We start from the raw sequence: 26779 nt of genomic DNA on the forward strand, positions 1-26779 counted from the left end.
CTGTGGCACGTGATGACGGGTCGGGAGGCTGGTGTGGCACTGGGGCGGCGGGCGCTGTTGGCGGCGGCGGTCGGTGGCGCGCTGGCGGGGTGCCGGACCAAGCGGGTCGCCGAGGAGGGCGGATCGGCCCCGCCGACAGTCTCCGCTGCGGCCTCGCCCCCCGCCACGCCGCCGGTCACGCCCCCCGCCACGCCGTCTGCCGGGCCGTCCGCGACCGTCTCCGCCGCGCCCGCCGCTCCTGCGGCGGCCCGGGAGCCGACCCGGGCCGAGGTGGTTCAGCGCTACGGCGGCACGGCCCCGAGCGACTGGGGCCTGGAGGTCGCCGGGGTGACGACCTCACCGCCCGAGGGTGAGGCGGCCATGGCGCTGACCTTCGACGCCTGCGGCGGCCCCGGCGGGAACGGCTACGACGCCGAGCTGATCGACTTCCTGCGCGGTCGCGGCGTCCCGGCCACGCTCTTCCTGAACGCCCGCTGGATCGACGCCAACCCGGACGTGTTCGAGCAGCTCGCCGCCGATCCACTGTTCGAGATCGGCAACCACGGCACCGCGCACCGCCCGCTCTCGGTCACCGGCCGGTCCGCCTACGGGATCGCCGGCACGGGCGACGTCGGCGAGGTGTACGACGAGGTCGTGGGAAACGCCCACAAGCTGGCCGGGCTGCTCGGGCACCCGCCCCGGTTCTTCCGCTCCGGCACCGCGCACTACGACGACGTCGCCACCCGGGTGGTCGCCGACCTGGGCGAACGCGTCGCGGGCTTCACCGTGAACGGGGACGGCGGAGCCACGCTCAGCGCCGCCGAGGTGCGGCGGGAGGTGGCGTCGGCCCCGCCCGGGGCGATCGTCATCGGCCACATGAACCGCCCGGGCGGCGGCACCGCCGCCGGGGTGGCGGCGGCGGTGCCGGGGCTGCTCGGGTCCGGGCGGCGGTTCGTCCGGCTGTCCGATGTGATGTGAGGCTGTCGGCTGTGCGGTGAGCCGGACTCGGTGCGAGCCCGGCGGGGTGTGCGGGCCCGGGGTTTACGCCAGGCGGAGGCCGTCCGGGTGCTCCTCCTCGATGATCCGCACCAGCCAGTCGAAGACCGTCGGCCCCTTGCCCTCCCGGGCGGCGGCGAGCTCGGCGCCGACGTGCTCGCGGTTGGCGGGGTGACAGCGGGTGAGCCGCAGCTCCAGCCGGCGGATCGTCTCCGGGTAGCCGAGGTTGTGGCGGGAGACCTCGTGGTCGCGCCACTCGATGACGTAGTCGCCGTCCTCGGGCGTGCCGTAGCCGCCGCGCAGGCAGTCGGCGAAGGCGTCGAGGTTGCGGCCGAAGTAGCCGTCCACGCCCATCTCCCGGCCGACCACGTCCCAGAAGTCGTCCAGGTTGCCGATCCTGCTGCCGTCGATCACATAAGTCACCGTCACGGGGTCGAGGATATGCCCGGAAGGCGAACGGACCGGCGCTGCGCGGACCGGCGACGCACGGTTACGGTTCGACGGCGATCGCGGTGGCGAGCAGCCCGTCGCGGACCGCCCAGCGGCCGTCGAAGCCCTCGATCCGGCGGCCGCCGACCGTCGGGCCGGGGACCAGCAGCCGGGCGGAGAAGGTGCCGTCGGGGGAGAGGTCGAGCTCGGCCTCGTGGAAGTCCAGCCACAGCTCGGTCAGCGGGAACCAGGCCTTGTAGACCGACTCCTTGGCGCTGAACAGGATCCGGTCCCACGGGGTGCCCGGGTGCTCGGCGGCGAGCTTCGCCAGCCGCTGCCGCTCGACCGGCAGGGTGACGACGTCGAGCACGCCCTCCGGGAGCGGCAGCGCGGGCTCGGCGTCGATGCCGACGGAGGCGAGGGCGCCGGCCCGGGCGACGGCGGCGGCGCGGAAGCCGTCGCAGTGGGTGAGGCTGCCGGTCACGCCGTCCGGCCAGCTCGGGGCGCCGCGCAGGCCCGGGACGAGTGGGCGGTACGGGACGCCGAGGCGGGCCAGGGCGGCCCGGGCGCAGTGGCGCACGGTGGTGAACTCGCGGCGGCGCTTGTCGACGGCGTTGGCGACGACCGCCTCCTCGGCCGGCTCAAGCCGGGCCTCCGGCGGGTCGTCGTAGGCCACCTCGGTCACCACGACGTCCGGCAGCAGGTCCCCGATCACGCGTTCCCCCCTCGGTCGGCCGCGCGGGCGGGCGCCGCGCGGGACGAGCGTAACCCGGGCGGACGGCCCTGGTCCGTGATCTTGGCGAACCGGGGCCGCCCGGCATCGGTGACGTGAGGCCGGGGCTGCCGGGCGAGCAGCTGGGCGAAGTTCGACCCGGGGCTGCCGGGCACGGGCAGTGCGCCGAGGTCGGTCATGCCGCCGACCGGGATGCGGTATCGGGTGACGCCCTGTCAACACCGCGCGTGGTGAGGCGGTCACGTATCTTCGCTCCTTCGATCGCATTGGTAAAGCTTCTTGCCTTGTGTTCATGACAACATCGAGGAGGTCTGGACCATTCCGAGGTGAAGCGCATACGTTCCCTTCACTCGGGTGGCCGCTGGGGCGGGCGGGTCGTCGAACTCCATGGCGGAACAGGCGACTTGTGATTGTCATGCCCATGGCTATCCAAGCACTCATCGAGCCGGAGGGAACGAACCATGCGCGCCATCGGCACGAACCTCAGGATCCTCGCGGGCGCCCCGCTCGCCGCCGCAGCTCTCATCGCCCTCACGGCCGGCTCCGCCAGCGCCGCGATACCGCTCAACAAGCCCATGACTGGCAAGGCCACCTACTACACCGACGCCGGCTACGGCGCCTGCGGCACCCAGATCAACGCGTCCACGCAGATGCTGGTCGCCGTCCCGCACACCTGGTGGACCTCCGCCAACCCCAACAACGACCCGCTCTGCAAGGGCATTTCGGTCAAGGTGACGTACCAGGGCAAGACCATCACCGTCCCGGTGAAGGACCAGTGTCCCTCCTGCGACTCCACCCACATCGACCTCAGCCAGCCCGCCTTCGCCAAGCTGGCCCCGCTCGACAAGGGCGTGATCAACGGCCTCACCTGGCAGTTCGTCAAGGCCGGTCTGAACGGCAAGACCGTCGAGCTGTCCGAGCCGATCACCGGCTCGACCATCGGCTGAGGCTGCTGAGGCTGCTGAGGCTGCTGGGGTCGCTGGGGTCGCTGGGGTCCACGGAGGAGTCTTGGCTTCGATCACCCTCGACGCGGAGCGTCGCGTCCGCGCCGACGCCGTACGCGTTCGGGTCGCGGCGATGGAGACGCTGCGCTCGCTCGGCTTCCAGGTCACCGCGGAGATGGCCACCGTGGTGGAGGCCCAGCGCGGATCGGCCGTCCGCTCCGCGCTGCTGCTGCCCGACCAGGTCCCGCTCACGGCGCGCCTGCGGTTCACGGCCGATCCCGACGGCCTCGCCGGGAGCACGGCGCTGTCGCTGCACCTGACGGACCGTGGTACCCCCGGCTCCCCAGCGCCCGGCCGTGGCGCCGCATCCGGTGCCACCCGCCCTGCCCGTGGTCCCGCCGGTGCCCGCCGCCGCACCCGGGTTCGGTCCGCCGCCCGAAGGCTTCACCGCGTCGCTGCCGACCTGCGGCATCTGCGGCGGAAGCTTTCCCGTCCTGTGGTCCGTACAGGTCCTCGACGGGCTCAACCCGCGGCCGATGACGGTCTGCGCGACGTCCTCGCGCTGTTCGCCGCCCTCGCTCGTCACCCCGGCGCGGATCCGGTTCTGACCTCGGCCGAGGGCCGCCGTCGCAGGGGCGGGGGCAGGGGGCCGGTCAGGGGTGGTGTTCGATGGCCTCGACGATGTCGGGCGGTGATCTGTCGGTGGTGAGAGGGGAGTTCGGAGAATGCCGGAGGCGAAGAGGCCGATGCTGTACGTCGTCGTGTGTGCGGCGGGAGTGGCTGACGGGGTGGGGGAGCTGATCTCCGCGGCGCAGGGGCGGGGGTGGGAGGTCGGCGTGGTGGCGACTCCGCTGGCCATGGGGTTCATCGACACCGCCGCGATCGAGGCGCAGACGGGGTATGTGATCCGCTCGGCCTGGCGGAAGCCGGGGGACGGCAGGCCGCTGCCGGACGCGGACGCGATCGTGGTCGCTCCGGCGACCTTCAACACGATCAACAAGTGGGCCGCCGGCATCGCTGACACACTCGCGCTCGGCATCCTCTGTGAGGCGTACGGGCGGGGCACTCCGACGGCTGTGCAGCCGCGCGTCAACGAGGCGCTGGCGAAGCATCCGGCGTACGGGGAGAGCCTGGTCCGGCTCCAGGGGATGGGGGTGCGTTTCGTGGACGACGCTCCCGAGGCGTACACCTGGACGCGGGTGCTCGACCTGCTGGAGAGCTGACAGGGTGCTCGGCCCGGTGCGGGGATCCTGCCACTCTGGAGGGTGGTCCCCGGTGATCCCCCGAGGGTAGCGTCCGGGCGGGTCGGCGAATCTGACGGGCCGTTCGGCGGACGCGTGCGGCTGGGCTGCCGTGCGGTCCGCCGTGAACCGCACACCGTTGAGGGCGTGCTGAGTCGAACCCTGCCCGCCCTGTGCCTCGCCCTGCTGCTCTGCGCGCCGGCAAGCCGCGCGTACGCCACCTCGTCCGGCGGGGAGGTGGTCGCCGTGGACCAGGCGTCCCGCCGCGTCCTCGTCCTGGAGACGGCCGAGGGGCTGATGGACTACCAGGGGCCGGACCGGGCGCCCGTCGTGTGGTCCTGGGGGGCCGACCGGGCGCCCGACCTCGGCGACCTCGACCCCGCGCACAGCTGGACCAACCCGGATGAGGCGAAGCGCCGGATCCTGGCGGACCACCGCTACCTGCTGACCACCGCCTCCGGCGGGCTCGCCGCGGTCGTCGACACCGCCACCGGCCGCAGCCGCTGGGCGGCGGACCTCGGCGAGGCCGTCAACCCGCACAGCATCGAGCTGCTCCCGGACGGCAACGTCGCCGTCGCCGCGAGCGGCGGCGACTGGGTGCGGCTGTACGCCGCCTCGCAGGGCCCCCGGGTGACCGCTCACGCGACCTTCCGCCTCCCCGGCGCGCACGGGGTGTACTGGGACGAGCGGACCGGCCTGCTCTGGGTGCTCGGCGACGACGAGCTGACCGGGCTGCGGGTCGGCGGCACCCCGGCCGAGCCCGCGCTGAGCGCCGTCCGGAGCGCCCCGCTGCCCGACCAGGGTGGGCATGACCTCGCGCCCGTGCTGGGCGCGCCAGGCCGGTTCTGGGTGAGCACGCTGAACGGTCTGTGGCAGTACGACCCGGCCGCCGACGGGTTCACCCCCGTCCATCTGACCGATCCCGCCGCCGAGCAGGACGTCAAGAGCATCGGCGACGACCCCGACACCGGGCGGCTGCTCACGGTGGCCCCTGATCACCGTGGCCCGTGCGACTGGTGCACCTCGGTGATCCGGCTGCACCGCCCGGAGGGGGCCTGGACGCTGCGTGGGACGCAGCTGTACAAGGCGCGCTGGTGGGCCACCTGATAGCAGATCTGTGACGGACAGTAGTCGATCTTGCTCGGCGGGTCGGCGATACCACCCGTTCTGCTTACCGCGTTCGGCTGATGGGGCATATTGTGTACCCCCGCAAACTACTCCGATAGAAGTCAGTTTCCCGTCACCGTCCTAAAACCATCTGCGGACCCGCGCCGACTGGGATAGCGTCGAAGGCGTCGGGGGGTCGACACCGAGCCGGTGTATTCGAACGCTAGTTACTGGGCCGTAATGGCCCGAATCGGTCCTGGAGAAAAGCATGCGGAACCTGCAGAATTCACTTCCGGAAAACCGGTCGGAGGTCATCGACGATCTGCAGCTCGCGGTGGATTCGCTGTCCGCCTTCCCGGCCCGGAACGCGGCCGGCGGGGCCGATGTCACCGAGCGGCTCGCGGCGGTCGCCGAACTCTGCCGCTCGGTCGACGCGGTGCTCGACAGCCTGGTCGTCCAGGCGGCCGCCGAGGCCGCCGAGGAAGGGTGGACCGCGGCCCGGATGGCGGCCGAACACTCCGGTTACTACGCCAGGTTGCGGCGCGCGCTGCTCCCCGCCGGGGTCTCGGCCGGGCTGACGCAGCAGTGAGCGCGGTGTACGCCCGCGCCCACGTGCTGTCCTGCCCCACCCGGTGGAGCGACGTCGACGAGAACGGGCACATCAACAACGCCCGGCTGGTCGGCTACATCCAGGAGGGGATTTACGACCTGTTCTGCCACCACGCGACCGCCGTCCGGGAATCGCTGTTCCCGTCCGGATTCATTATCGCGCGGCACGAGATCGATTACCTGGAACAGCTCCACCACGGGCCGGAGCCATTGGCGGTGCGACTGACGGTGGAACGGCTCGGCCGGAGTTCCGCGCAGGTCGAGGTGAATGTCTGCCGGGAGCCGCTCACCTTTATGCGGGCCCGGACCGTGGTGGTCGCGCGGGACCGGGAATCCGGTCGCTCGCGCAAACTCACCCCGAACGAACGCCGTTTTCTGTCGGCGTTTATGGCGGACACGGCGCGTGGCGACGCCCCGACCGTCGGCCTGCAGCCGACCGTGCCGGCCCAGCGGGTGGCGACCCGATCCGGCGGCGGGATGGTCCCGTCGCACAGCTCGCGCAGACGGTGTCGGGCCTCGGCGGGCTGACCGCCGCTTGATGCCTGTGAGTTCCCGTGCCGGTGACGGCGCGGGCCGGCGGCGTGATCGACAACGGCGTCGATCCGTCCGTCCGGCCCCGGCTCCCGGCCGGGGCGTTCGTGCCCGGAAGCCCCCGGCCCGACATCGGCGGGTATCGGCCCGGGCGGACCGCAGTACGCTGATCATCACGGGAGCCGGTACGTCCCCCGACGGTCACGGGCTGCGATGAGGCGTCGCACAGGCGGTAGGGGACCTCGGACCATCGGCCGCCGCCGGTCCGGCCGGATCCCGCCGACCGGAAGGAGGACGCGATGACCATCTCTTGGGAGGACTTCCTCGCCCGCGTCGTGGAGCGGGGCGAGTACCGGGGTGAGGCGGAGGCGGACCATGCCGCCCGGGTCGTGCTCGGCCTGCTCGGCGAGCATCTGGTGGGATCCGAACGGACCGAACTCGCCGACGCGCTGCCCACGACGTACGCCCCGCTGCTGCGCGACGCCCAGCCGGCCGCCGCGCCGCTGACCGCCGAGCGCTTCGTGGACGCCGTGGTCGGTTGGATCGACGGGGCGACGCCGGCCACCGCCCAGTGGGACATCGGGGCGGTGCTCAGCACCGTGGCCGACCTGGTTCCGGGGGAACGCATCGACCGGGTGATCGAACAACTCCCGGAAGGCTACGACCTGCTCTTCGGCCACCCGCTGCCGGCCTGAGCGCCCCTTCGCGTCGAGGATCCCTTCGCGTCGAGGATCCCTTCGCGCTGAGGACTCCTTCCCGTTGAGGATCCCTTCCCGGCCTGAGGCCTCCTTCCCCGGCCTGCGGGGTGCCGTCGGGCTCGGCGCCGGTGAGCGCCGGGACGGCGGTGGTGGAGCCCCGGGCGTAGCGGCGGACCGGGGTGTCGAGCAGGGCGTAGGGCGGCACGGCGCGGGTCTCCGACCGGGGTGGTGCCGGTGGGCGGCGGGCGGTCAGCGGCAGAGCGCCGCCGCGCCGATCAGCCCGGCGTCGGTGCCGAGTTCGGCGCGGCGCACGTCCAGGCTGCGGATGTACGACAGGGCGGCGTAGCGGTCCAGGTGCCGGGCGAGCGGGGTGAACAGCACCGCCCCGGCGGTGGCGACGCCGCCCCCGACCACCACCCGGTCGAGGTCGACCAGGGCGGCGGTGGCGGCGATCCCGGCGGCCAGTGCCTGGGCGGCCCGGTCGAAGGAGGCCAGCGCGATCGGGTCGCCCGCCCCGGCGGCGGCGGCGACCGCCCGGGCGGTGCGGTCCTCGCCGTCCGGGCGCCAGCCCTCGGCGAGGGCCCGGCGGGCGATCGCGGTGCCGCTGGCGAGGCCCTCCAGGCAGCCGCGCGAGCCGCACGGGCAGAGCTCGCCGTCCAGGTCGACGCTGATGTGGCCGAGGTGCCCGGCGTTGCCGCTGGGGCCCGGCCGGACGGCGCCGTCCAGCACCAGCCCGGCGCCGACGCCGGTCGACACCACCAGGCAGAGCGCGTTGGCGGCGCCCCGGGCCGCGCCCTGCCAGTGCTCGGCGGCGGCCATCGCGACGCCGTCCCCGGCGAGCCGGACGGGCAGTGCACGGACGGCCACCGCGGGGTGCGCGGCGACCTCGGCGACCAGCGGGAAGCCGCGCCAGCCGGGGATGTTGACCGGGCTGACGGTGCCGCCCGCGAGGTCGACCGGGCCCGCGCTGCCGATCCCGACGGCCGTCACGGCGGCCCACTCGGCCGTACCGGCGAGCTGGTCCAGCACCTTGCGCACGACGGCGAGCACCGCCGGGCCCGGCTCCCGGGCCGGGGTGGGCAGCTGGAGTCGGTGCCGCAGCCGTCCGTCGCCGTCGACCAGCGCGCCGGCGATCTTGGTGCCGCCGATGTCGACGGCGGCGAACAGGGGAGTGAGCGGCACGGTGGGCTCCAGGAGGTGGGAGTCGGCGGCGCCCCGGCCGCGCGGGGCCGGGGCGCTCTTACGGTACGTCGGTCAGCCGGCCGCGCTGAGCCGCAGGGTGACCAGTTCGAACGGCCGCAGCGCCAGCCGCACCGCACCGTCCTCCACCGCGACCTCGCCGCGGGTGCCGTCCCAGGGCCGCTCCAGCAGGTCGCAGGGGGCGGCGCCGGCCAGCGGGAAGGAGGTGGTGAGCCGGCCCCGGGCGCGGCCGCCGCCCGCCTCGTAGACCCGGACGATCAGGTCGCCGCTGCGGTCGTCGGCGAGCTTGACCGCGCTGACCACGAGCGCGTCGTTGTCCAGCTCGACCAGCGGCGCGATCTGCTCGGCGCTGCCGGTGACCCGCCGCTCGGGCAGGCCGATCCGGTAGCCCTCGCGGACGGCGTCGGCGATCGCCGCGCCCGGGACCAGGGCGTGCCGGAAGCGGTGCAGGCCCTGGTCGGTCCTCGGGTCGGGGAAGCGCGGGGCGCGCAGCAGCGAGAAGCGGACCGTGGTGGTGGTGCCGCCGTCGCCGTCGCGCACGGTGCGGGTGACGTCGTGGCCGTAGGTCGAGGCGGTCACCAGGGCGACGCCCCAGCCGGGCTCGTCCAGGTGGACGAAGCGGTGGTTGCAGGCCTCGAACTTGGCGGCGTCCCAGCTGGTGTTGGTGTGGGTGGGCCGGTAGAGGTGGCCGAACTGGGTCTCGGCGGCGTAGCGCTCGGTGTGGATGTCCAGCGGGAACGCGGCCTTGAGGAACTTCTCGGTCTCGTGCCAGTCCACCTCGGTGTCGATGTCGAGGCGCTGCTCGCCGGCCCGCAGGGTGAGCGTCTGGACGACGGTGGAGGAGTCGAAGGAGCGGGCGATCCGGACCGAGGCCTGATCGGCGGTGGCCGCGGCGGTGAGCGAGTCCACGCCGGTCAGGTCGGTGACGGTGTTGCGGTAGAACCGGTCGACGTCCCAGGCGTCCCACATGTTGGGGAAGTCGGGGTGCAGCTGGAGCAGATTGGCCCGGCTGCCGGGGGCGACGGTCTCCCGGCCGCTCGCCGTCTCGACCACCGAGCCGATCAGGCCGTCGGCGTCGACCACCACCTCCAGCAGGCCGTTGCGCAGGGTGAAGCCGCCCCCGTCCAGCGGGGCCACCGAGCAGGCCGTACCGCCCGGGACGGCGACCGCCGCCCCGCCCGCCGGAACGGCCGAGCGCGCGTGCGGCGCCGCGTTGAACACCAGCTCGCGCCCGCCCGAGGCCGCCCCGGCCAGCGCCTGCTGGGCCGCTCCGATCAGCCCCTCCAGCTCCCGCGCCAGCGCCGCGTAGGTGGCCTCGGCCTCCCGGTGCACCCAGGCGATCGAGGAGCCGGGCAGGATGTCGTGGAACTGGTGCAGCAGGACGGTCTTCCAGATCCGGTCCAGCTGCTCGTACGGGTACTCGGCGCCGGTGCGCAACGCGGCGGTGGCACACCAGAGTTCGGCCTCGCGTAGCAGGTTCTCGCTGCGCCGGTTGCCCCGCTTGGTCCTCGCCTGGCTGGTCAGGGTGGCCCGGTGCAGCTCCAGGTAGAGTTCGCCGACCCAGACCGGCGGGTTCGGGTACTCGGCCTCGGCCTTGGCGAAGAACTCGGCGGGCTTCTCCCAGCGGACGGTGGCGGAGCCCTCCAAGTCCCTCATCCGGGCGGCCTTGGCGACCATCTCGCGGGTCGTCCCGCCGCCGCCGTCGCCCCAGCCGGTCGGGGCGAGCGAGTGCCGGGCCACTCCCTTGTCCTTGAAGTTCCGCGCGGCGTGGGCGATTTCGCTGCCCTTCATGGAGCAGTTGTAGGTGTCCACGGGCGGGAAGTGGGTGAAGATCCGCGTTCCGTCGATGCCCTCCCAGAGGAAGGTGTTGTGCGGGAACGTGTTGACCTGGCTCCACGAGATCTTCTGGGTCAGCAGCCACTTGGAGCCCGCGTTGCGGATGATCTGCGGCAGACCGCCGGTGAAGCCGAAGGTGTCCGGCAGCCAGGCCTCGTGGTTCTCGACCCCGAACTCCTCCAGGAAGAAACGCTTGCCGTGCACGAACTGCCGGGCCATCGCCTCGGAGCTCGGCATGTTGGTGTCGGACTCCACCCACATGCCGCCGGCCGGGACGAACCGCCCCTCGGCCACCGCCTTGCGCACCCGCGCGTACACCTCGGGGCGGTGCTCCTTGATCCAGGCGTACTGCTGCGCCTGGGACATGGTGTAGAGGAAGTCCGGTTCGTCCTCCAGCAGGGCGGTCATGTTGGCGGTGGTGCGGGCCACCTTGCGGACGGTCTCGCGCAGCGGCCAGAGCCAGGCCGAGTCGATGTGGGCGTGGCCGATCGCGCTGATCCGGTGGGCGGACGGCGCGGCGGGCGCGGCCAGGACCGCCGTCAGCTCCGAACGGGCGTGCGCGGCAGTAGCGTTGACGTCCTGCAGGTCGACCGCGTCGAGGCAGCGTTCGACCGCGCGCAGGATCTCCCAGCGGCGGGCGCTCTCCACCGGCAGCTCGGCCATCAGCTCGCCGAGCACCTCCAGGTCCAGCGACAGCTGCCAGACGGTGTCGTCGAAGACCGCCAGGTCCATCCGGGCCAGCCGGTACTGCGGCCGGTCGCCCGCCGTCTCCTTGTCGCCCAACTCGGTGGGCAGGAAGGGGTGGTAGTCCAGGATCACGGGGTTGGCGGCGGCCTCGACGTGCAGCAGCACCTGCTCGCCGCCGGCCGCCGGGGCGGCGATCCGCACCCACTGGTTGCGCGGGTTGAGGCCCTTCACCGGACTGCCGTCCGGGCGGTAGACCAGGCCCTCGCACTGGAAGCCGGGCATGTTGGCGTCGAAGCCGAGGTCGATCAGCGCCTCGACCGTCCGCCCGGCCCAGGCCTCGGGCACGGTGCCGGCCACGGTCAGCCAACTGGTGCCCCAGGGCGCGCCCCAGGCGTCGCCGACCGCGATCGGGGTGCGCGGCGCGGCCAGGCCCTCGGCGACCGGGACGGGCTCGCCGGGGGCGGTCCAGATGCCGACCTCCAACGGGACGGACTCGGGGTAGACCGCCGGGAGGATGCGCTCCTCCAGGACGCGCTTGAGGCGGGACTCGACCAGGGTGCGGTCATCGTGCATGTCGGCAGGCTCCGTTGCGTGGCGAGGGTCAGCGGTGTCTAGGAGAAGCAGCGGTGTCTCGGGGGCCAGCGGTGTTCAGGGAGAACGTACGTCGGAGGGGTGGACCACCTCGGTGATGCCGCGCGCGGCCAGGTGCGCCCGGTCTCCGGCGTGCTCGGCGAGTACGGCGGTCGGGCGGGCGCCCGCCTCGACGAGGCGCATGAAGGCCTCGTAGACCGGGCCGCCGGGGCCGCAGACCGAGCGGCGGGGGGAGGTCACCTCGTCGCCGGTGGCCACCACCACGGCGGTGCTGCGCGGCGCGGGCGGCCGCCAGGAGCGGCGGGCCTCGGCGGCGGCCTCGGCGAGCCGGGCGCCGGCCGGCTTGACCTGTCGGTCGGCGGTCAACAGGCCGAGGCTGTACTCCAGTTCGGGGAAGTCGGCGAGCGAGCGGTCCACGTCGTGCGAGCACCACCAGGTGACGCCCCACAGGTCCGGGCAGTCCAGCACGGCGGCCACGGTGGCGCCGGTGAACCGGGCCGCGTCCTCGGCGGTGATGTGCGGGGCGGGCGCGCCGACCTCCTGCAGCCAGACCGGGCGGCCCGGGTCGTCGGCCCAGGCCTTGGACAGCTCCACCAGGTACGCGGCGTGCTGGGCGGTGGCGGTGGAGTGGGCGCCGTAGCGCTGGGCGGTGCCGTTGAACACCCAGGAGTGCACGGCGGTGGCGGCGCCCAGCCGGGCCGAGTGCCAGGGCGTGAACGGGTGCCCGTCCAGGTACCAGGCGGCGTCGTAGGAGGCGTGCAGGTGCAGCCGTCCGGGCGCGCCCTGCTCGCAGGCGGCGAGCATCCGGCGCAGCCACGCCTCCGCCTCGGCGGGGGTGACCCGGTCCGGGTCGGGGTGCGGGGCACCGGAGAACTGGTTGATCTCGTTGCCGAGCGTCATCCCGAGGAAGTTGGGCCGCTCGTGCAGCGCCCCGGCCAGTGTGCGCAGATAGGCCGCCTGGCCGTCGAGCACCTCGGGGTCGGTGAAGATGTTCCGCCGGTGCCAGGTCTGGGTCCAGGACGGCAGGAAGTCGAAGCTGGACAGGTGCCCCTGCAGGCCGTCCACCGCGACGTCCAGACCGCGCTGACCGGCCGCGTCCACCAGAGCGGTGAGCTGCTCGACGGCGCGCGGGCGGATCAGGGTGCGGTTGGGCTGGAACAGCGGCCAGAGCGGGAAGACCCGGACGTGGTCCAGGCCGAGCGCGGCGATGGAGTCGAAGTCGGCGCGCACGGCGTCGAGCTCGAAGTCGAGCCAGTGGTGGAACCAGCCGGCGCTGGGGGTGTAGTTGACGCCGAAGCGCGGAGTGGTGGTCACGGAGGTCTTCCTCAACTTGGTTGGGGCATACGGACGGTGTCCTCGTCCTGGGGGTTCACCCCTTGACGGCTCCCTCCTCGACGCCCTTGAAGAAGAAGCGCTGGCAGACGGCGAACACCACGACGACCGGCAGGAAGGCGATCATGGTGCCGGCCGCGATCAGCCGGGGGTTGGCGGAGAAGGTGCCGTTCAGGTACTGGAGCCCGACGGTGAGGGTGTACTTCTGCGGGTCGTTGAGCACGATCAGCGGCCAGAGGAAGTCGTCCCAGGCACCGATGAAGGTGAAGATGACGATCACGCTGAGCATGCCGCGCACATTGGGCAGGCCGACGTGCCACAGCCGCTGCCAGACGTTGGCGCCGTCGACCAGCGCGGCCTGGTCGAGCTCGGCCGGTACGGCGGCGAAGGCGGTGCGCATCAGCAGCACGTTGAGCATCGCGATCGCGCCGGGCAGGGCGACGCCGGCCAGGCTGTCGGCCAGGCCGAGGCTGCGCACCAGCACGTACTGGGAGACGATGGTGACCTCGCCGGGCAGGACCAGGGTGGCCAGGAACAGGCCGAGCACCAGCTTGGCGCCGCGGAAGCGCAGCCGGGCGAGCGCGTAGCCGGCGAGGGTGCAGCCGACTACGTTGCCGATGATGCAGACGGCCGCGACGATCACCGAGTTGAGGGCGTACGTCCACACCGGGATGGCGTCGGCGACCTTGCCGTAGTTGCCGAGGGTCGGCTGGTCGGGCAGGAAGCTCGGGGTGCGGGTGTAGACGTCCTCGGCGGGGCCCTTGAGGGAGGTGGACAGCTGCCACAGGAAGGGGCCGATGACCAGCAGCAGGACGAGGGTCAGGAGCAGGTAGCGGGCGACGGTCCGGGCGGGGGAGGGGGTGTTGAAGCCGCTGGAGCCCTGGGCGGCCCTGGTGCGGAGGGTGGTCATGGGGTCAGGCCGCCTTCCGGTTCAGCCGCATCAGGAACAGCATCGGGCCGAGGGTGATGACGAACAGCAGCAGGCTGAGCGCGGAGGCGTAGCCCAGGTGGCCGTTGAAGCCACGGCTGTACATCTGGATCAGCATCACCACCGACATGTCCCGGCCGCCGGGCCCGCCCAGGCCGTTGGAGAGCACGTACAGCTCCGAGAAGACGCGCAGCGAACTGACCGAGATCAGGGCCGAGATCAGCACCATGGTCGGCCGCACCCCCGGCAGCGTGACGTGCCAGAACCGGCGCACCGGGCTCGCGCCGTCCACGGCCGCCGCCTCGTGCAGCTCGCGCGGGACGCCGGCGAGGGCGGACAGGTAGATGACCATGTAGTAGCCGAGGCCCTTCCAGACGGTCAGGGCGATCGCGCTGAACAGCAGCAGCCAGCGGTCGGTGAGGAAGGAGACCGGGGAGTCGGCCAGTCCACTCTGCTGGAGCAGGCCGTTGACCAGGCCCCGGTCGTCCAGCACCCAGCCCCAGATCAGCGCCACCACCACGGCGGAGGCGATCACCGGGGTGTAGAACGCGGTGCGGAAGAAGGTGATGCCGGGGATGCGCCGCTGGACCAGCAGGGCGAGCAGCAGCGGTAGGACGGTGAGCAGGGGGAGGCAGACCAGCATGAACACGATGCTGTTGAGCAGGGCGTCGGCGAGCTGGTCGTCGTCGAACAGGCGGCCGTAGTTCTCCAGGCCGGTGAACTGCCCGCCGCCCAGGGGCTTGGCGTTGGTGAAGGACAGGATCACCGTGTTGACGGCCGGCCAGAGGTTGAAGACGGCCAGCCAGAGTATCGCGGGCCCGGCGAGCAGCCAGGGAGTGAACCAGCGCCGGTGGGTCATGCCGTTGCCTTTCGGGGCCTCGGCCCTGCTGGGGCCCGGGGTGGTGCGGGCCTGGGGCCTGGGTACGGGTCATTCCCGGGGCGGCGGGTGCGGGGGGAGACCCGCCGCTTCGCCGGTACGGTCCGCGGAGCGGGTGGTCAGCCCTTGAGCAGCTTGTCGCACTGCTCGACGGCGGTGTCCAGCGCCTGCTTGGAGCTGGTGTCGCCGCTGATGGCCAGCGCGAACTGCTGCTTGATGATCGTGCCCATGGCGTCGTCCACCTCGACCGGCTGGATCAGCTTGGCCTTGGCGAGCGAGGTGAAGGCGATCACCTTGGCGTCGGCCGCGTTGGTGCCGTCGCTCTTGCTGAAGAACGGGTCGTTCGCGGAGGCCTTGGTGGACGGGAAGACGCTGGTCAGGTGGGCGAAGGCGGCCTGGTTCTCGGGGCTGGTGACCCAGCGGGCCAGGGCGACCGCGGCGGCCGGGTTCTTGGTGTTCTTGGGGATGGACAGGCCCTGGACGTACAGCGGCGGGGTGGCCATCGCGGGGGAGGGGAGGACCTTCGGCGCGAGGGTCGGGTTGTCGGTGGCGAGGCTGGTGATGAAGTTGCCGCCGCCGGTGGTCCAGGCCGCGGTGCCGGAGCTGAAGAGCTTGGAGTTGCCGGCGTAGGTGTCGGTGAGCACGCCGTTCGGCATCAGTCCTTCCTTGAAGGCGTCGCGGTACTTGTCGAGCAGCGCGGCGGCTTCGGGGGTGTTGAAGGTGAAGGACTTGCCGTCGTCGGCCATGATCTTCACGCCGATGTTGTAGAGGTCGCCGAGGCCCGGCTTACGGCTCATCAGATAGGTCTGGCCGCCGGACTTCTCCTTCATCACCCGGGCCTGGGCGATCAGTTCGTCCAGCGTGGTCGGGGGCTTCTTCGGGTCCAGGCCGTACTTCGTGAGGAGTTCCGAACTCCAGTAGTTCACATCGGTGTTGAGATACCAGGGGTAGCCGAAGGTGCCCTGGTAGCCGTTGTAGCGGTAGGCCTCGACGCCGCCGGCGACGTACTCGTCGGCGAGCTTGGGGTCGGCCTTGGCGACGTCGAGCAGGACGTCCTTCTTCGCCAGCGGGAAGGCGAAGTCCGGCGGGAGGTTGACCACGTCGGGCAGGGTGCCGGAGGCGGCCTGGCTGAGCACCTTGTCGGAGTAGCCCTCGCCGGGCTGGTCCAGCCAGTCGACCTCGACGCCCGGGTACTTCTTCTTGAAGCCGTCGATCACGCCCTGCATGTAGTCGGTGAACTTGGGCTTGAGCGCCCAGGTCTGGAGCGAGACCTTGCCCTTGACCTCACCGGTGGCGGCCGCACTCGCCACGCTGTCGCCGTTCTTGCCGTCTCCGGAGCCGAGCCCGCAGCCGGTGAGGGCCGCTGCGGTGAAGGCCGTCGTCGTCAGTGCCGCCCAGATTCTTCGCATGAGGGTCTCCCGGTCCTGGGGGTGGGTGGGGGATGGTGCGGAATATCGGAATCGGCATAACTAAACCGGTCTAGCTATGGCAGGGACTATGCTCCCGCCTAAACTTGGCTGTCAAGAGAGGAGTCGGGTTCTGTGGGCAGACCGACGATCGCCGACATCGCCCGCCGGGCCGGTGTTTCCAAGGGCGCGGTGTCCTTCGCGCTCAACGGCCGCCCGGGGGTCAGCGAGGCCACCAGGGCGCGGATCCTGCGGGTCGCCGAGGAGATGAACTGGCGCCCGCACAGTGCCGCGCGCGCCCTCGGCGGGGCCAAGGCGGACGCCGTCGGCCTGGTGATCGCCCGTCCGGCCCGCACCATCGGCGTCGAGCCGTTCTTCAGCCAACTGCTCTCCGGCCTGCAGGCCGTGCTCTCGGCCAGCTCGGTCGCGCTGCACCTGATGGTGGTCGAGGACACCGTCGCCGAGATCGAGGTCTACCGGCGCTGGGCCTCCGAGCACCGGGTGGACGGCTTCATCGTGGTGGACCTGCAGGTCAGGGACCCGCGACTGCCGGTGCTGGACGAACTCGGGCTGCCCGCCGTCGTCCTCGGCGGGCCCGGCAAGGGCGGCAACCAGCTGCGGATCTGGGCCGACGACCGGGAGGCGATGCTCTCCATCGTCGACTACCTGGCCGCCATCGGGCACCGCCGGATCGCCCACCTGGCCGGGCTGCCGCACTTCCAGCACACCCAGCGGCGGATCCGCGCGCTGCGTGACGCCTCGCGCCGGCTCGGGCTGGAGGAAGCGGTGTCGGTGCCGACCGACTTCAGCGACGCCGAGGGCGCGGCGGCCACCCGCACTCTGCTCTCCCGGCCCAAGCGGCCCACCGCGATCGTCTACGACAGCGACGTGATGGCCGTCGCCGGGCTCGGCGTGGCGGGGGAGATGGGCGTCGCGGTGCCCGGCGAGCTGTCCATCGTCTCCTTCGACGACTCGGTGCTCGCCCGGATCGTCCACCCGCCGCTGACCGCGCTCAGCCGGGACACCTTCGCGCTCGGCGAGCAGGTCGCGCGCAGTCTGCTGGAGGCGGTGGACGAGACCGGGCCCGGGCGGGACCTGCGGATGCCCACGCCCCGGCTGACCGTACGGGAGTCCACCTCGCCGCCCTCACCGGTCGGAGTGGTTGCTGTGCGAGTCGTTGACATGGGTTCTGAACCGGTTTAGCCTCGCTGCGCCGAGGGGGACCGGTCCTGCGCACTGTCCGCTGTCATGTTCACTGAATTCCCCCCTCGTGTTGAGCACCGCCACGCCCGCATGCACCCGGGCCTGCCGCTGCCGGTGGGCCCGGCCCCACCCACTCCGCTCGATCGGAGCCACCGCATGTCAAGACGTCTCCCCCTGCTGCTCGGCGTCGCGCTCGTGACGGCCGCGCTGGGCGTCGTACCCGCCGCCCAGGCCGCTCCTGTGCCGGCCTCGCCGGTCGTCGCCGCCCCCGGGGGCCAGCCCTACGCCTCCTACTGGTACCCGAGCACCATCCTGAGCTGGGACCCGTCCACCGACCCGGACGCCCGGTTCAACCGCTCCCGCGTCCCGCTGCAGCCGCGCACCAGCGACCCGGCCCTCGCCGCGAACCCCAACGCCCATGCGGGCGAAGGGAAGATCGCCTCGCTGGTCTCCTTCGCCCCCACCTCCAACAACCCCTCCCAGGGCTCCGCCGACCCCAACTACTACGCCTTCGGCTACTGGCAGTACGTCGACAAGCTGGTGTTCTGGGGCGGCTCGGCCGGCGAGGGCCTGATCCTCGCCCCCAATCCGACCGTCATCGACGCCGCCCACCGCAACGGCGTCAAGGTCTACGGCACCGTCTTCTTCCCGCCCGCCGCGTACGGCGGCCAGCTCCAGTGGGTGCGCGACTTCGTCCAGAAGTCCGGCAACCGCTACCCCGTCGCCGACAAGCTGGCCCAGGCCGCCCAGTACTACGGCTTCGACGGCTGGTTCATCAACCAGGAGACCGGCGGCGGCGATTCCGGCCTCGCGACCGAGCTGCAGAACCTGATGCAGTACACCAAGGCGCAGAGCGGCACCGACTTCATGTGGTACGACGCGATGACCACCTCCGGCGCCGTCGACTGGCAGAACGCCCTCACCTCGGCCAACTCGCCTTTCCTCCAGGACGGTTCGAAGCACACCTCGGACGCGATCTTCCTCAACTTCGGCTGGACGGCGGACGGCCTGGACTCCTCCCGGACCCTGGCCCGGCAACTCGGCCGCAGCGAGTACGAGCTGTACTCCGGCATCGACACCGAGGCCAACGGCTACAATACCTCCGTCGACTGGAACACCCTGTGCCCGGCCGGGCAGCCGCACACCACCTCGCTCGGCCTCTACCGGCCCGAGTGGACCTGGAAGTCCGCCACCGACCGCGCCGACTTCTACGCCAAGGACGCCCGTTACTGGGTCGGCGCCGACAGCGACCCCTCGAACACCGACCTCTCCAGCAGCTGGCCCGGCCTGGCCGGCTACGTCGCCGAGTCCTCGCCGATCACCGCCAAGCCCTTCGTCACCAACTTCAACACCGGCCAGGGCGACTTCTACAACGCGGGCGGCACCCGGGTCGCCACCGGCGGGTGGAACAACCTCTCGCTCCAGGACGTCCCGCCGACCTACCGCTGGGTGGTCAACTCCAGTGGCGGCAAGCTCAGCCCGTCCGTCGACTTCACCGACGCCTACCAGGGCGGCTCCTCGCTGCGGCTGACCGGCACCCTGGACGCCACCAACACCGTGCGGCTGTACGAGACCAGCCTGCCGGTCGCGGCCGACACCAAGTTGGATCTGGTGGTGAAGACCCCGGCCGCCGGCCCGACCAAGCTCAAGGCCGCCGTCTCCTTCACCGACTCCCCGGGCAGTTTCACCACCGTGGACGTCGGCGGCAACTCCGGTACCGGCTGGGAACGTCACACCCTCGACCTCTCCCCGTACGCGGGCCGCACGATCTCCCAGCTCGCCCTGCAGGTGGACGGCTCCGACCCCGCGTACGACCTCCGGGTCGGCCAGGTCGCCCTCTACGACGGGGCGACGCAGACCCCGGCCGCGCCGAGGGGGCTGACCGTGCTCGGCGCGAGCGATGTCACCCCGGGCGCCAGCCAGTCGTTGCGGCTCTCCTGGACGGCCGCGCCCGGCGGCAACGTCCACCACTACGAGGTGTACCGGCGCAATGCGGACGGCAGCCGGACCTTCCTGGGCGCCACACCCAACGACGCCTACTTCGTCGGGCGGCTCGACCGGGCCGGGAGCGAGTCCACCACCACGCTGGACGTGGAGGCGGTGTCCACCACCTACCGGCGCTCCACCGTCACGTCCACCAAGGTGAGTTGGACGGGCGCACCGTCGACCTCGACCAACCTGGCGCTGAACCGGCCGGCCACCGCCTCCGGCCAGTGCAACGCCGACGAGGGGCCGGCCAAGGCCGTCAACGGCAGCGTCAGCGGCGGGACCAGCGACAAATGGTGCACGCTCACCTCGTCCAAGTGGCTTGAGGTGGACCTCGGTTCGGCGAAGAAGCTGAACAAGTTCGTGGTCAAGCACGCCCAGGCGGGTGGAGAGAGCGCCTCGTACAACACCCGGGACTTCTCCCTCCAGGTCCGCTCCAGCACCACCGGCCCCTGGACGACCGTCGCCACCGTGACCGGCAACACGGCCGGCACCACCACGCACCCGGTGACCACCACGGCCCGCTACGTCCGGCTGGTCGTCACCAAGCCGACTCAGACCAGCGATCCGGCCGCCCGTGTCTACGAGTTCGAGGCCTGGGGAGTCTAGGCCCGGGGAGTCTAGTCCCGTCTGCTCCTTCGGATCTCCGGAAAGGAACCACCCCGTGCCGGTCACCACCATCACCGCCGTCGAGAGCACCGACCTGTTCGTCGGCCCCGAGGACGCTCCGCGCCAGATCCTGCGGGTGACGATCGAGGGCCCGGCCGCCCGGATCGCCGTCCACGGCCCGGGCGTCCACGGCGAGGCGACCGGCACGGGACTGGTCGACGTCCCGCTGGAGATCATCGGCGCGGCCGTCGGCTCCCGACTGCCGGTCACCGTAACGGCGTCCGCGAGTGAGGCGGCGGGTGTCGTGGAGGTCGCCGAGCCCGGCTGGACGATGTACCTGGTCTCGCACTTCCACTACGACCCGGTCTGGTGGAACACCCAGGCCGCCTACACCTCCCCCTGGGATCTGCTCTCCGCCGACGCCACCACCCGGCCGCTGTGGGAGCGCAACGGCTTCGCGCTGGTGGATGCGCATCTGGACCTCGCCCTGCGGGACCCGGTGTACAAGTTCGTACTCGCCGAAGTCGACTACCTGAAGCCGTACTTCGACCAGCACCCGGAGCGCCGCGAGACGCTGCGGTTGCTGCTGGAGCGCGGCCAGGTCGAGCTCGTCGGCGGGACGTACAACGAGCCGAACACCAACCTCACCGGCGCCGAGACGACCATCCGCAACATCGTCTACGGCATCGGCTACCAGCGCGACATCCTCGACGGTGATCCCCAAACCGCCTGGCAGCTCGACGTGTTCGGGCACGACCCGCAGTTCCCCGGCCACCTCGCCGCGGCCGGCCTGACCGGCAGCGCCTGGGCGCGCGGGCCGTTCCACCAGTGGGGCCCGATCCAGAAGAACTTCCGCGAGGCCAAGGACGACGCCCGGGTGATGCAGTTCCCGAGCGAGTTCGAATGGATCGCGCCCGGCGGGGAGGGCGTGCTCACCCACTACATGCCCCACCACTACTCGGCCGGCTGGTGGATGGACTCCTCCCCGGACCTCGCGACCGCCGAGCAGGCCGTGTACGAGCTGTACCGCAAGCTCAAGCCGGTCGGCGCCACGAAGAACCTGCTGCTGCCGGTCGGGACGGACTACACCCCGCCGAACAAGTGGGTCACCGAGATCCACCGCTCCTGGGCCGCCAAGTACCTGTGGCCGCGCTTCGTCTGCGCCACCCCGCGCGACTTCCTGGACGCCGTCCGGGCCGAACTGTCTGTTGGCGGCCGTCGACTCAGCCCGCAGACCCGCGATATGAATCCCGTGTACACCGGCAAGGACGTCTCGTACATCGACACCAAGCAGGCCCAACGGGCGGGCGAGGTCGCGGCGGTGGACGCGGAGAAGCTCGCCACGCTGGCCGCCGTCCACGGGCTCGGGTGCTACCCGGCCGCAGCTCTCGACAAGGTGTGGCGCCAACTCGCCTACGGCGCCCACCATGACGCGATCACCGGCTCGGAGTCGGACCAGGTGTACCTGGACCTGCTGGGCGGCTGGCGGGAGGCGTACGACCTGGCGTCCGCCGTCCGGGACGCGGCGCTGGACGCGCTGACGGCCCGGATCTCGACGGCGGGCGAGGGCTCGGCCGTCGTGGTGACCAACACGCTGTCCTTCGACCGCAGCGACCTGGTAGCGGTCGAACTCCCCGACGCTGTGAGGTCGGTGCGGGTACTGGACGAGGCGGGTTCGCCGGTGCCGAGCGTCGTCGACCGGGGGACGCTGCGCTTCCTGGCCGAGGACGTTCCCGCGCTCGGCTGGCGGACCTGGCGGCTCGTGGAGGGCGCCGCCGTTTCGGCCTGGACGGCCGCCGAGGGCGCGGCGATCGCCAACGGGCGGTACCGGGTGGCGGCCGACCCGGCACGCGGTGGCGGGCTCACCTCGGTCTACGACCTGCTGCACGAGCGGGAGTTGATCCAGGGCGGCCGGATCGGCAACGAGCTGCGGGTGTACGAGGAGTACCCGCAGCACCCCGACTTGGGCGAGGGCCCGTGGCACCTGGTGCCGAGCGGCCCGGTGGTCGGCTCCGGGGCCGTTACTGCTGCGGTCCGGCGTGAGACCGGCCCGCTCGGCGAGCGGCTGGTGATCGGCGGGACGGTCGACGGGGTCCGGTACGAGCAGACCGTGACGCTGTGGCGCGGGCTCGACCGCGTGGACTGCCGGACCCGGGTCGTGGACTACTCCGGCGCCGACCGGCTGCTGCGGCTGCGCTTCCCGGTGGACGTGCCCGGAGGCCTGCCGGTCAGCGAGGTCGCGGGAGCGGTCATCGGACGCGGCTTCGCGATGCCGGATGTCGATTCGGCGGAGGCGCCGTGGACCCTGGACAATCCGGCCAACACCTGGTTCGGGCTGGGCGCCACGGCGCGGGCGGAGCTCACCGACCCGGCGGGCGCGGTGGTCGGCTCGCGGGCCCTCGGCGTGGCGGAGGTCGTCGTGCCGACGCTGGACGATGCCGCCGACGTCCGGCCGCTGGTGGTCGCGCTCGCCCGGGTCGGGGTCACCGCCACCACCTCGGGGGCGGACTGGGCTCGGTACGGGTGGCTGGACGTGGACTCCAACCTGCCGGACTTCCGGATCGTCGTCGGCGGGCCGGAAGTCAACGAGGCGGCCAGGGAGTTGATCGAGCGGGCGGGGGAGGAGTACGCGGCGGTACTGAAGGTGTACGGCGCGGTGTGGGTACCGGCGCTGACGCCGCTCACCGAGGTGTGGCGGCCGGACGCCGACCTGCGGGACCTTCGCTCCCTGCCCGCGCTGGTGGTGTCCGATGCGGCGGCGCTGGTGGACGACCTTGCCGACGCCCGGATCACCGTCATCTGCCCGGTGGCGGTGTCGGACCAACTCGCCGACCACACCGCTGCGTTGCTCAGCTTCGGCCTCCCCGGCTTCGCGGTGGACACCACCGGCGCGCTGCACCTGTCGCTGATGCGCTCCTGCACCGGCTGGCCGTCCGGGGTGTGGATCGACCCACCGCAGCGCACCCTGCCGGACGGCGCATCCTTCCAACTGCAGCACTGGACCCATGAGTTCAGCTACGCGATGGTGGGCGGGGACGGCGACTGGCGGGACCAGACACTGCCCGCGCGAGGGCAGGAGTTCAATCACCCGCTGTACGCCCGGGTCGCGCCCGCCCAGGAGGGACCGCTGCCCGCCACGCTGTCCTGGCTGCGGGTCGAGCCGCAGCGCGAGGTGCTGCTCGGCGCGCTCAAGCCCGCCGGGAACCCGATCGCGCACGGCTCGACGGCTCCGATGGGGCGTGACCTCACCGTCCGGCTGGTCGAGTCGACCGGCCTCGGTCGGACGGCGCGGTTCGGCGGCGCCCTCGGGCTGGCGGAGGTACGGCCCGCCGACCTTCTGGAACGCCCGCTCGGGGAGTCGGCCGACGTCCTGGACCTCGCCGGCTCGCAGATCGCCACCCTGCTCGCGGTTCCTGCCGTGACCGCCCCGGCCGACGGCGCCGTGCTCGGCCCGGTCGCCGAACCCGCCCAGCCCGTCCACGCCCGCTACTGGTTGCACAACCGGGGCCCGGCACCGCTCGGCTACCTGCCGGTGTCGGTCGGCGCCTCGCCCGGACTGCTGCGGACGACGGGGGAGGTGTTGACGCTCTCGGTCGTCCTCTCCTCGCAGCTGCGGGATGCCGCCGTCGAGGGCACGGCCGTCGTGCTGCCGCCGGAGGGCTGGGCGACCAGCCTCGGCAGCCGCCCGTACCGGCTGGAGCCCGGCGGTCACCTGCGCTTCCCGGTCACCCTCACCCCTCCGGCGGACGTCGAACCCGGGCTGCACTTCGCAGCCGTCCGGATCGAGCACGACGGCCAGCAGATCGAGGACGTGGTGACCATCGCGGTCGGTGAACTCCCCGAGTTGCTGCCCGTCCCCGGCGACACCCCCGAGGACTGGACGGCGGCCCAGGGCACCAAGGCCACCACCGGCCGCGACACCGGCCTGTCTGTGGACGTCTCGCACGAGACCCTGCGCGTCACCCCTGGCGGCCGCACCACCTTCGGTCTCACCCTCACCAACCGATCCCGTGGCGAGATCCGAGGCGAACTGCAACTGGTCTCCCCGTGGGGTACCTGGGAAGCGGTCGCCGACCCCGTCCGGGGCTTCACCGTCCCGGCCGGCTCCGCCATGACCGTCGATTTCGCCATCACCGCCCCCGAATCCACCGACCCGGGTTCCTACTGGGCCCTCGCCAAGGTCATGTGGTTCGGCCGCTGCCAGTACGCCCCGACCGTCGCCTTGGTGGTGGAGGTATGACCGCCGCCGTCCTCGGCCTGCTCGACGGCCGCCCCCTCCCGCGAACTCCCCTCGACCGCCGCCTCGCCGCCCTCCGGAACGGGCCACGCTCCACCGCGCTCCCCCGGCCGGGCAGCCCGGAAGACCGCCAGCTCACCCGGTGGGTCGCCCAGGTGCTCCTCACCGAAGCCCTCTGCGAGGCCGTCGCCGCCGAACGCAACCTGCCCGTCGACGCTTCCGACCCCGCCCGCCTCGACCAGCAGGCCGCCGTCGAGCTCGGCTCCATCACCGCCGCCGCCTACGAGGGCAGCGCAGCGGTGCGTACCGTGTATGTGGCGGTCACCGCCGGCATCGAGCCCTCATCCGCCGAGATCGCCCACTACCGCACCCTGACCGCCCGCCGACCGGCCACCCGCTGGCACCTCGCTCTCTCCGACGGCAGCGTCGAAGCGGACCCCGACACCCTCCCTGTGGCCCTCGTCGAGGCCCTCCGCACAGCCCCGCCCGGGGAATGGGTCACCGTGGGCCCCTGGAAGGCGATGCTCCTCGCCACCCTCACCATCCCGCAGAACCCCGACCCCACCCCCGCCCTACGCGAGGCCGCCCGCCGCGCCGCCTTCGTCCGCTGGCTCGACCGCGAGCGAGCCCAACGCCTCACCCTGGTCGAGGGATTGGAACACCCCGGGGACGCCGGCCAACCCGACAACCACCACCGCCACTGAGAAGAGGCCCTTTCTGGGCGCCCCTTCGCTCCACGGAGCGAGGGGGCGCCCAGTCAGTGGAGCTGCAGCGGGAACGGCGGGGGTGTTTCGCCGGTCGGGTTGAAGGTGCGCGGGCAGGACACGGCCGAGACCGATCGAAGCTGTTGGCCAGGGGCCCAGTATGTCCGCGTCACGTCGTGCCGGAACGTGTCGAGGAGGGGCCGGGTGACGGTGAAACGGGGCTGTTCGGCCACTCCGGTCTCACGCCCGTTCTGCACCGCTGACTGTGGGGCGGCCTACCCGCCCCCTTGTGGCTACCTGATGCGCCGGTGACACCCCGGAAGGCGATGGGACGTCAGCTTCATGATGCCGCGAGTTAGGCCTCGTTAATTGTGGGGATAGGACAACCTCTTGCTATCGAATCGGTTGGCTCACGCCCTGCCTTTCCTTCAAGGTACTGGCATGATCCCCATGAGGGCCAGTCGGGCGCTATGTAGCATCTACACAATTCAAGGAGGCTCGTATGACCCCTAACGATCGTGTGCTGGTGACGGGCGTCGGCGCGATGACGCCACTGGGAGCCGATGCGCCATCGTCGTGGTCGGGGCTGTTGGCCGGTAAGTCGGGGGTGCGGTTCCTGGAGGAGGAGTGGGCCGCGGACCTGCCCGTGCACGTTGCGGCCGGGCTCACGGTGGACCCTGCCTCCCTGCTGCCGAGGGCCGAGGCGAGGAAACTGGACCGCGGTGAGCAGGTCGCCATCCTCAGCGCGCGCGAAGCTTGGCAGGACGCCGGTGCTCCCCAGGTCGAGCCGGAGCGATTCGCCGTCGTCATCGGCACCGGGACCGGTGGTGTCCTCACCACGCTGGGGCAGGACGACGTCTTCGAACGCGCCGGGATTCGCCGGCTGTCGCCGTTCACCGTCCCCATGCTGATGCCCAACGGGCCGGCTGCCTGGGTGAGCATGGACCTGGGCGCGAAGGGGGGCGCCAGAACTCCGGTGAGTGCCTGTGCGTCCGGGGCCGAGGCCCTCGCCCTTGGGCAGGACCTGATCCGCAGCGGGCGGGCGGACGTGGTCGTCGCAGGCGGGGTGGAGGCATGCCTGCACCCCTTCACCATCGCGGCATTCGCCCAGATGAAGGCTTTGTCGACGCAGTCCGTGGACCCGGAGGCCGTGTCGCGCCCGTTCGACGTCAAGCGGTCCGGGTTTGTCATGGGCGAGGGCGCGGGGATGATGGTGCTCGAACGCGCCGAGTTCGCCCGGGCCCGTGGAGCGCGTTCCTACGGCACGCTGGCCGGCAGCGCCGTGAGTTCGAGTGCCAACCACATCACGGCCTCCGACGCGGAAGGCCAGGCCTTCGCCATGGAACTGGCGCTGCGCGACGCCGGCCTGGCCCCGGCGGACATCGGGGTCGTGCACGCCCACGCCACCTCGACGGAATCCGGTGACCTGGCGGAGGCCGAGGCGATCGGCCGAGTGATCGGCAGCCACACTGCGGTGACGGCGACGAAGTCGATGACAGGGCACATGATGGGCGCGGCCGGAACGATCGGTGCGATGGCCGCCCTGCTCGCGCTCAAGCACGGCACGTTGCCGGCCACCCGCAACCTCGACGAACTCGACGCGCGCGTGGAACTGGACGTGGTGCGGGGCGAGCCGCGTACCGGTCAGTGGGCCGCCGCGCTGGCCAACTCGTTCGGGTTCGGCGGACACAACGTCAGCCTGGTCTTCACCAAGTGACGGGACCTCAGCCGCCGCGACGTGCGGGCAGGGGCCCCTCGGGCCCGGTTGCCGCCCACTCGTGATGTCGTGGCGGACCTGATCAACTCTCGTGACCTTTCTTCGAGGGATTGGCACCCCCGCCGAGCCCGACAACCATCACCGCCACTGAGAAGCCCGCCAGTTCGCCTGCCGCGCCCCGTGTACCGGGCGCGGCAGG

Annotated in this window: 21 protein-coding genes; 13 read left to right on the top strand and 8 right to left on the bottom strand. The window is 72.1% G+C overall.

Going from position 1 to position 26779, the window contains the following annotated elements; all coding sequences use genetic code 11:
* The first annotated feature begins 33 nt into the window (after positions 1-33).
* The gene (locus tag ACH4E7_RS24565; protein WP_396251176.1) at positions 34-957 is read left to right on the top strand and encodes a polysaccharide deacetylase family protein; all 924 of its coding nucleotides are present in this window, start codon (positions 34-36) and stop codon (positions 955-957) included.
* A 63-nt stretch (positions 958-1020) separates the two neighbouring features.
* Here ACH4E7_RS24565 and ACH4E7_RS24570 read toward each other — a convergent pair whose 3' ends face one another.
* Both ACH4E7_RS24570 and ACH4E7_RS24575 read right to left on the bottom strand, forming a co-directional pair.
* On the bottom strand, positions 1021-1404 hold the full coding sequence (locus ACH4E7_RS24570) for a barstar family protein (protein WP_396251177.1): 384 nt from the start codon (positions 1402-1404) through the stop codon (positions 1021-1023).
* A 61-nt stretch (positions 1405-1465) separates the two neighbouring features.
* Positions 1466-2119, bottom strand: coding sequence for a 4'-phosphopantetheinyl transferase (locus ACH4E7_RS24575; RefSeq protein ID WP_396251178.1), 654 nt, complete (start codon positions 2117-2119; stop codon positions 1466-1468).
* Between the two features lie 479 nt (positions 2120-2598).
* On the opposite strand from ACH4E7_RS24575, the gene ACH4E7_RS24580 reads away from it, so the two are divergent.
* From ACH4E7_RS24580 to ACH4E7_RS24610, 7 genes are all read left to right on the top strand, one after another.
* Positions 2599-3084, top strand: coding sequence for a cysteine/serine endopeptidase inhibitor (locus ACH4E7_RS24580; RefSeq protein ID WP_396251179.1), 486 nt, complete (start codon positions 2599-2601; stop codon positions 3082-3084).
* 398 nt (positions 3085-3482) lie between these two features.
* A complete protein-coding gene (locus ACH4E7_RS24585; RefSeq protein WP_396251180.1) occupies positions 3483-3689 on the top strand; it encodes a hypothetical protein in 207 nt (68 codons plus the stop codon).
* Between the two features lie 117 nt (positions 3690-3806).
* Positions 3807-4304 carry a flavoprotein gene (locus ACH4E7_RS24590; RefSeq protein WP_396251181.1) on the top strand — a complete coding sequence of 166 codons (498 nt, stop codon included), beginning with the start codon at positions 3807-3809 and terminating at the stop codon, positions 4302-4304.
* Positions 4305-4469: 165 nt separating this feature from the next.
* Positions 4470-5429 carry a DUF6528 family protein gene (locus ACH4E7_RS24595; RefSeq protein WP_396251182.1) on the top strand — a complete coding sequence of 320 codons (960 nt, stop codon included), beginning with the start codon at positions 4470-4472 and terminating at the stop codon, positions 5427-5429.
* Between the two features lie 268 nt (positions 5430-5697).
* The gene (locus ACH4E7_RS24600; protein WP_396251183.1) at positions 5698-6018 is read left to right on the top strand and encodes a hypothetical protein; all 321 of its coding nucleotides are present in this window, start codon (positions 5698-5700) and stop codon (positions 6016-6018) included.
* Complete coding sequence (locus tag ACH4E7_RS24605; protein ID WP_396251184.1) at positions 6015-6566, top strand: acyl-CoA thioesterase; 552 nt, start codon at positions 6015-6017, stop codon at positions 6564-6566. Before ACH4E7_RS24600 ends, ACH4E7_RS24605 begins: the two co-directional genes overlap by 4 nt.
* A 302-nt stretch (positions 6567-6868) precedes the next feature.
* The gene (locus ACH4E7_RS24610; RefSeq protein WP_396251185.1) at positions 6869-7264 is read left to right on the top strand and encodes a DUF2267 domain-containing protein; all 396 of its coding nucleotides are present in this window, start codon (positions 6869-6871) and stop codon (positions 7262-7264) included.
* Between the two features lie 252 nt (positions 7265-7516).
* Here ACH4E7_RS24610 and ACH4E7_RS24615 read toward each other — a convergent pair whose 3' ends face one another.
* The 6 genes from ACH4E7_RS24615 to ACH4E7_RS24640 all read right to left on the bottom strand — a co-directional run bounded on the left by ACH4E7_RS24615 (position 7517) and on the right by ACH4E7_RS24640 (position 16127).
* Positions 7517-8449 carry an ROK family protein gene (locus tag ACH4E7_RS24615; protein WP_396251186.1) on the bottom strand — a complete coding sequence of 311 codons (933 nt, stop codon included), beginning with the start codon at positions 8447-8449 and terminating at the stop codon, positions 7517-7519.
* Between the two features lie 72 nt (positions 8450-8521).
* A complete protein-coding gene (locus tag ACH4E7_RS24620) occupies positions 8522-11563 on the bottom strand; it encodes an alpha-mannosidase (protein WP_396251187.1) in 3042 nt (1013 codons plus the stop codon).
* 75 nt (positions 11564-11638) lie between these two features.
* Complete coding sequence (locus ACH4E7_RS24625; protein WP_396251188.1) at positions 11639-12895, bottom strand: glycosyl hydrolase; 1257 nt, start codon at positions 12893-12895, stop codon at positions 11639-11641.
* Positions 12896-12950: 55 nt separating this feature from the next.
* Positions 12951-13823 carry a carbohydrate ABC transporter permease gene (locus ACH4E7_RS24630; protein ID WP_396251189.1) on the bottom strand — a complete coding sequence of 291 codons (873 nt, stop codon included), beginning with the start codon at positions 13821-13823 and terminating at the stop codon, positions 12951-12953.
* A 4-nt stretch (positions 13824-13827) separates the two neighbouring features.
* Positions 13828-14700, bottom strand: a complete 873-nt coding sequence (locus ACH4E7_RS24635; protein WP_396251190.1) for a carbohydrate ABC transporter permease — start codon at positions 14698-14700, stop codon at positions 13828-13830.
* Positions 14701-14837: 137 nt separating this feature from the next.
* A complete protein-coding gene (locus ACH4E7_RS24640; protein ID WP_396251191.1) occupies positions 14838-16127 on the bottom strand; it encodes an ABC transporter substrate-binding protein in 1290 nt (429 codons plus the stop codon).
* Between the two features lie 132 nt (positions 16128-16259).
* Here ACH4E7_RS24640 and ACH4E7_RS24645 point away from each other — a divergent pair, with 132 nt between their 5' ends.
* The 5 genes from ACH4E7_RS24645 (at position 16260) to ACH4E7_RS24665 (ending at position 26580) form a co-directional block, all read left to right on the top strand.
* Positions 16260-17327: a LacI family DNA-binding transcriptional regulator gene (locus tag ACH4E7_RS24645; RefSeq protein ID WP_396251192.1), complete on the top strand. Its 1068-nt coding sequence runs from the start codon at positions 16260-16262 to the stop codon at positions 17325-17327.
* Positions 17328-17483: 156 nt separating this feature from the next.
* A complete protein-coding gene (locus ACH4E7_RS24650; protein WP_396251193.1) occupies positions 17484-19922 on the top strand; it encodes a discoidin domain-containing protein in 2439 nt (812 codons plus the stop codon).
* Positions 19923-19977: 55 nt separating this feature from the next.
* Positions 19978-24162, top strand: a complete 4185-nt coding sequence (locus tag ACH4E7_RS24655) for an NEW3 domain-containing protein (RefSeq protein WP_396251194.1) — start codon at positions 19978-19980, stop codon at positions 24160-24162.
* Entirely contained in the window at positions 24159-24863 is a 705-nt protein-coding gene (locus tag ACH4E7_RS24660) for a hypothetical protein (protein WP_396251195.1), read from the top strand. Before ACH4E7_RS24655 ends, ACH4E7_RS24660 begins: the two co-directional genes overlap by 4 nt.
* Positions 24864-25365: 502 nt before the next feature.
* Positions 25366-26580, top strand: a complete 1215-nt coding sequence (locus tag ACH4E7_RS24665) for a beta-ketoacyl-[acyl-carrier-protein] synthase family protein (RefSeq protein ID WP_396251196.1) — start codon at positions 25366-25368, stop codon at positions 26578-26580.
* Positions 26581-26779: the final 199 nt, after the last annotated feature.

This window comes from Kitasatospora sp. NPDC018058, assembly GCF_044327205.1.
Classification (GTDB): Bacteria; Actinomycetota; Actinomycetes; order Streptomycetales; family Streptomycetaceae; genus Kitasatospora.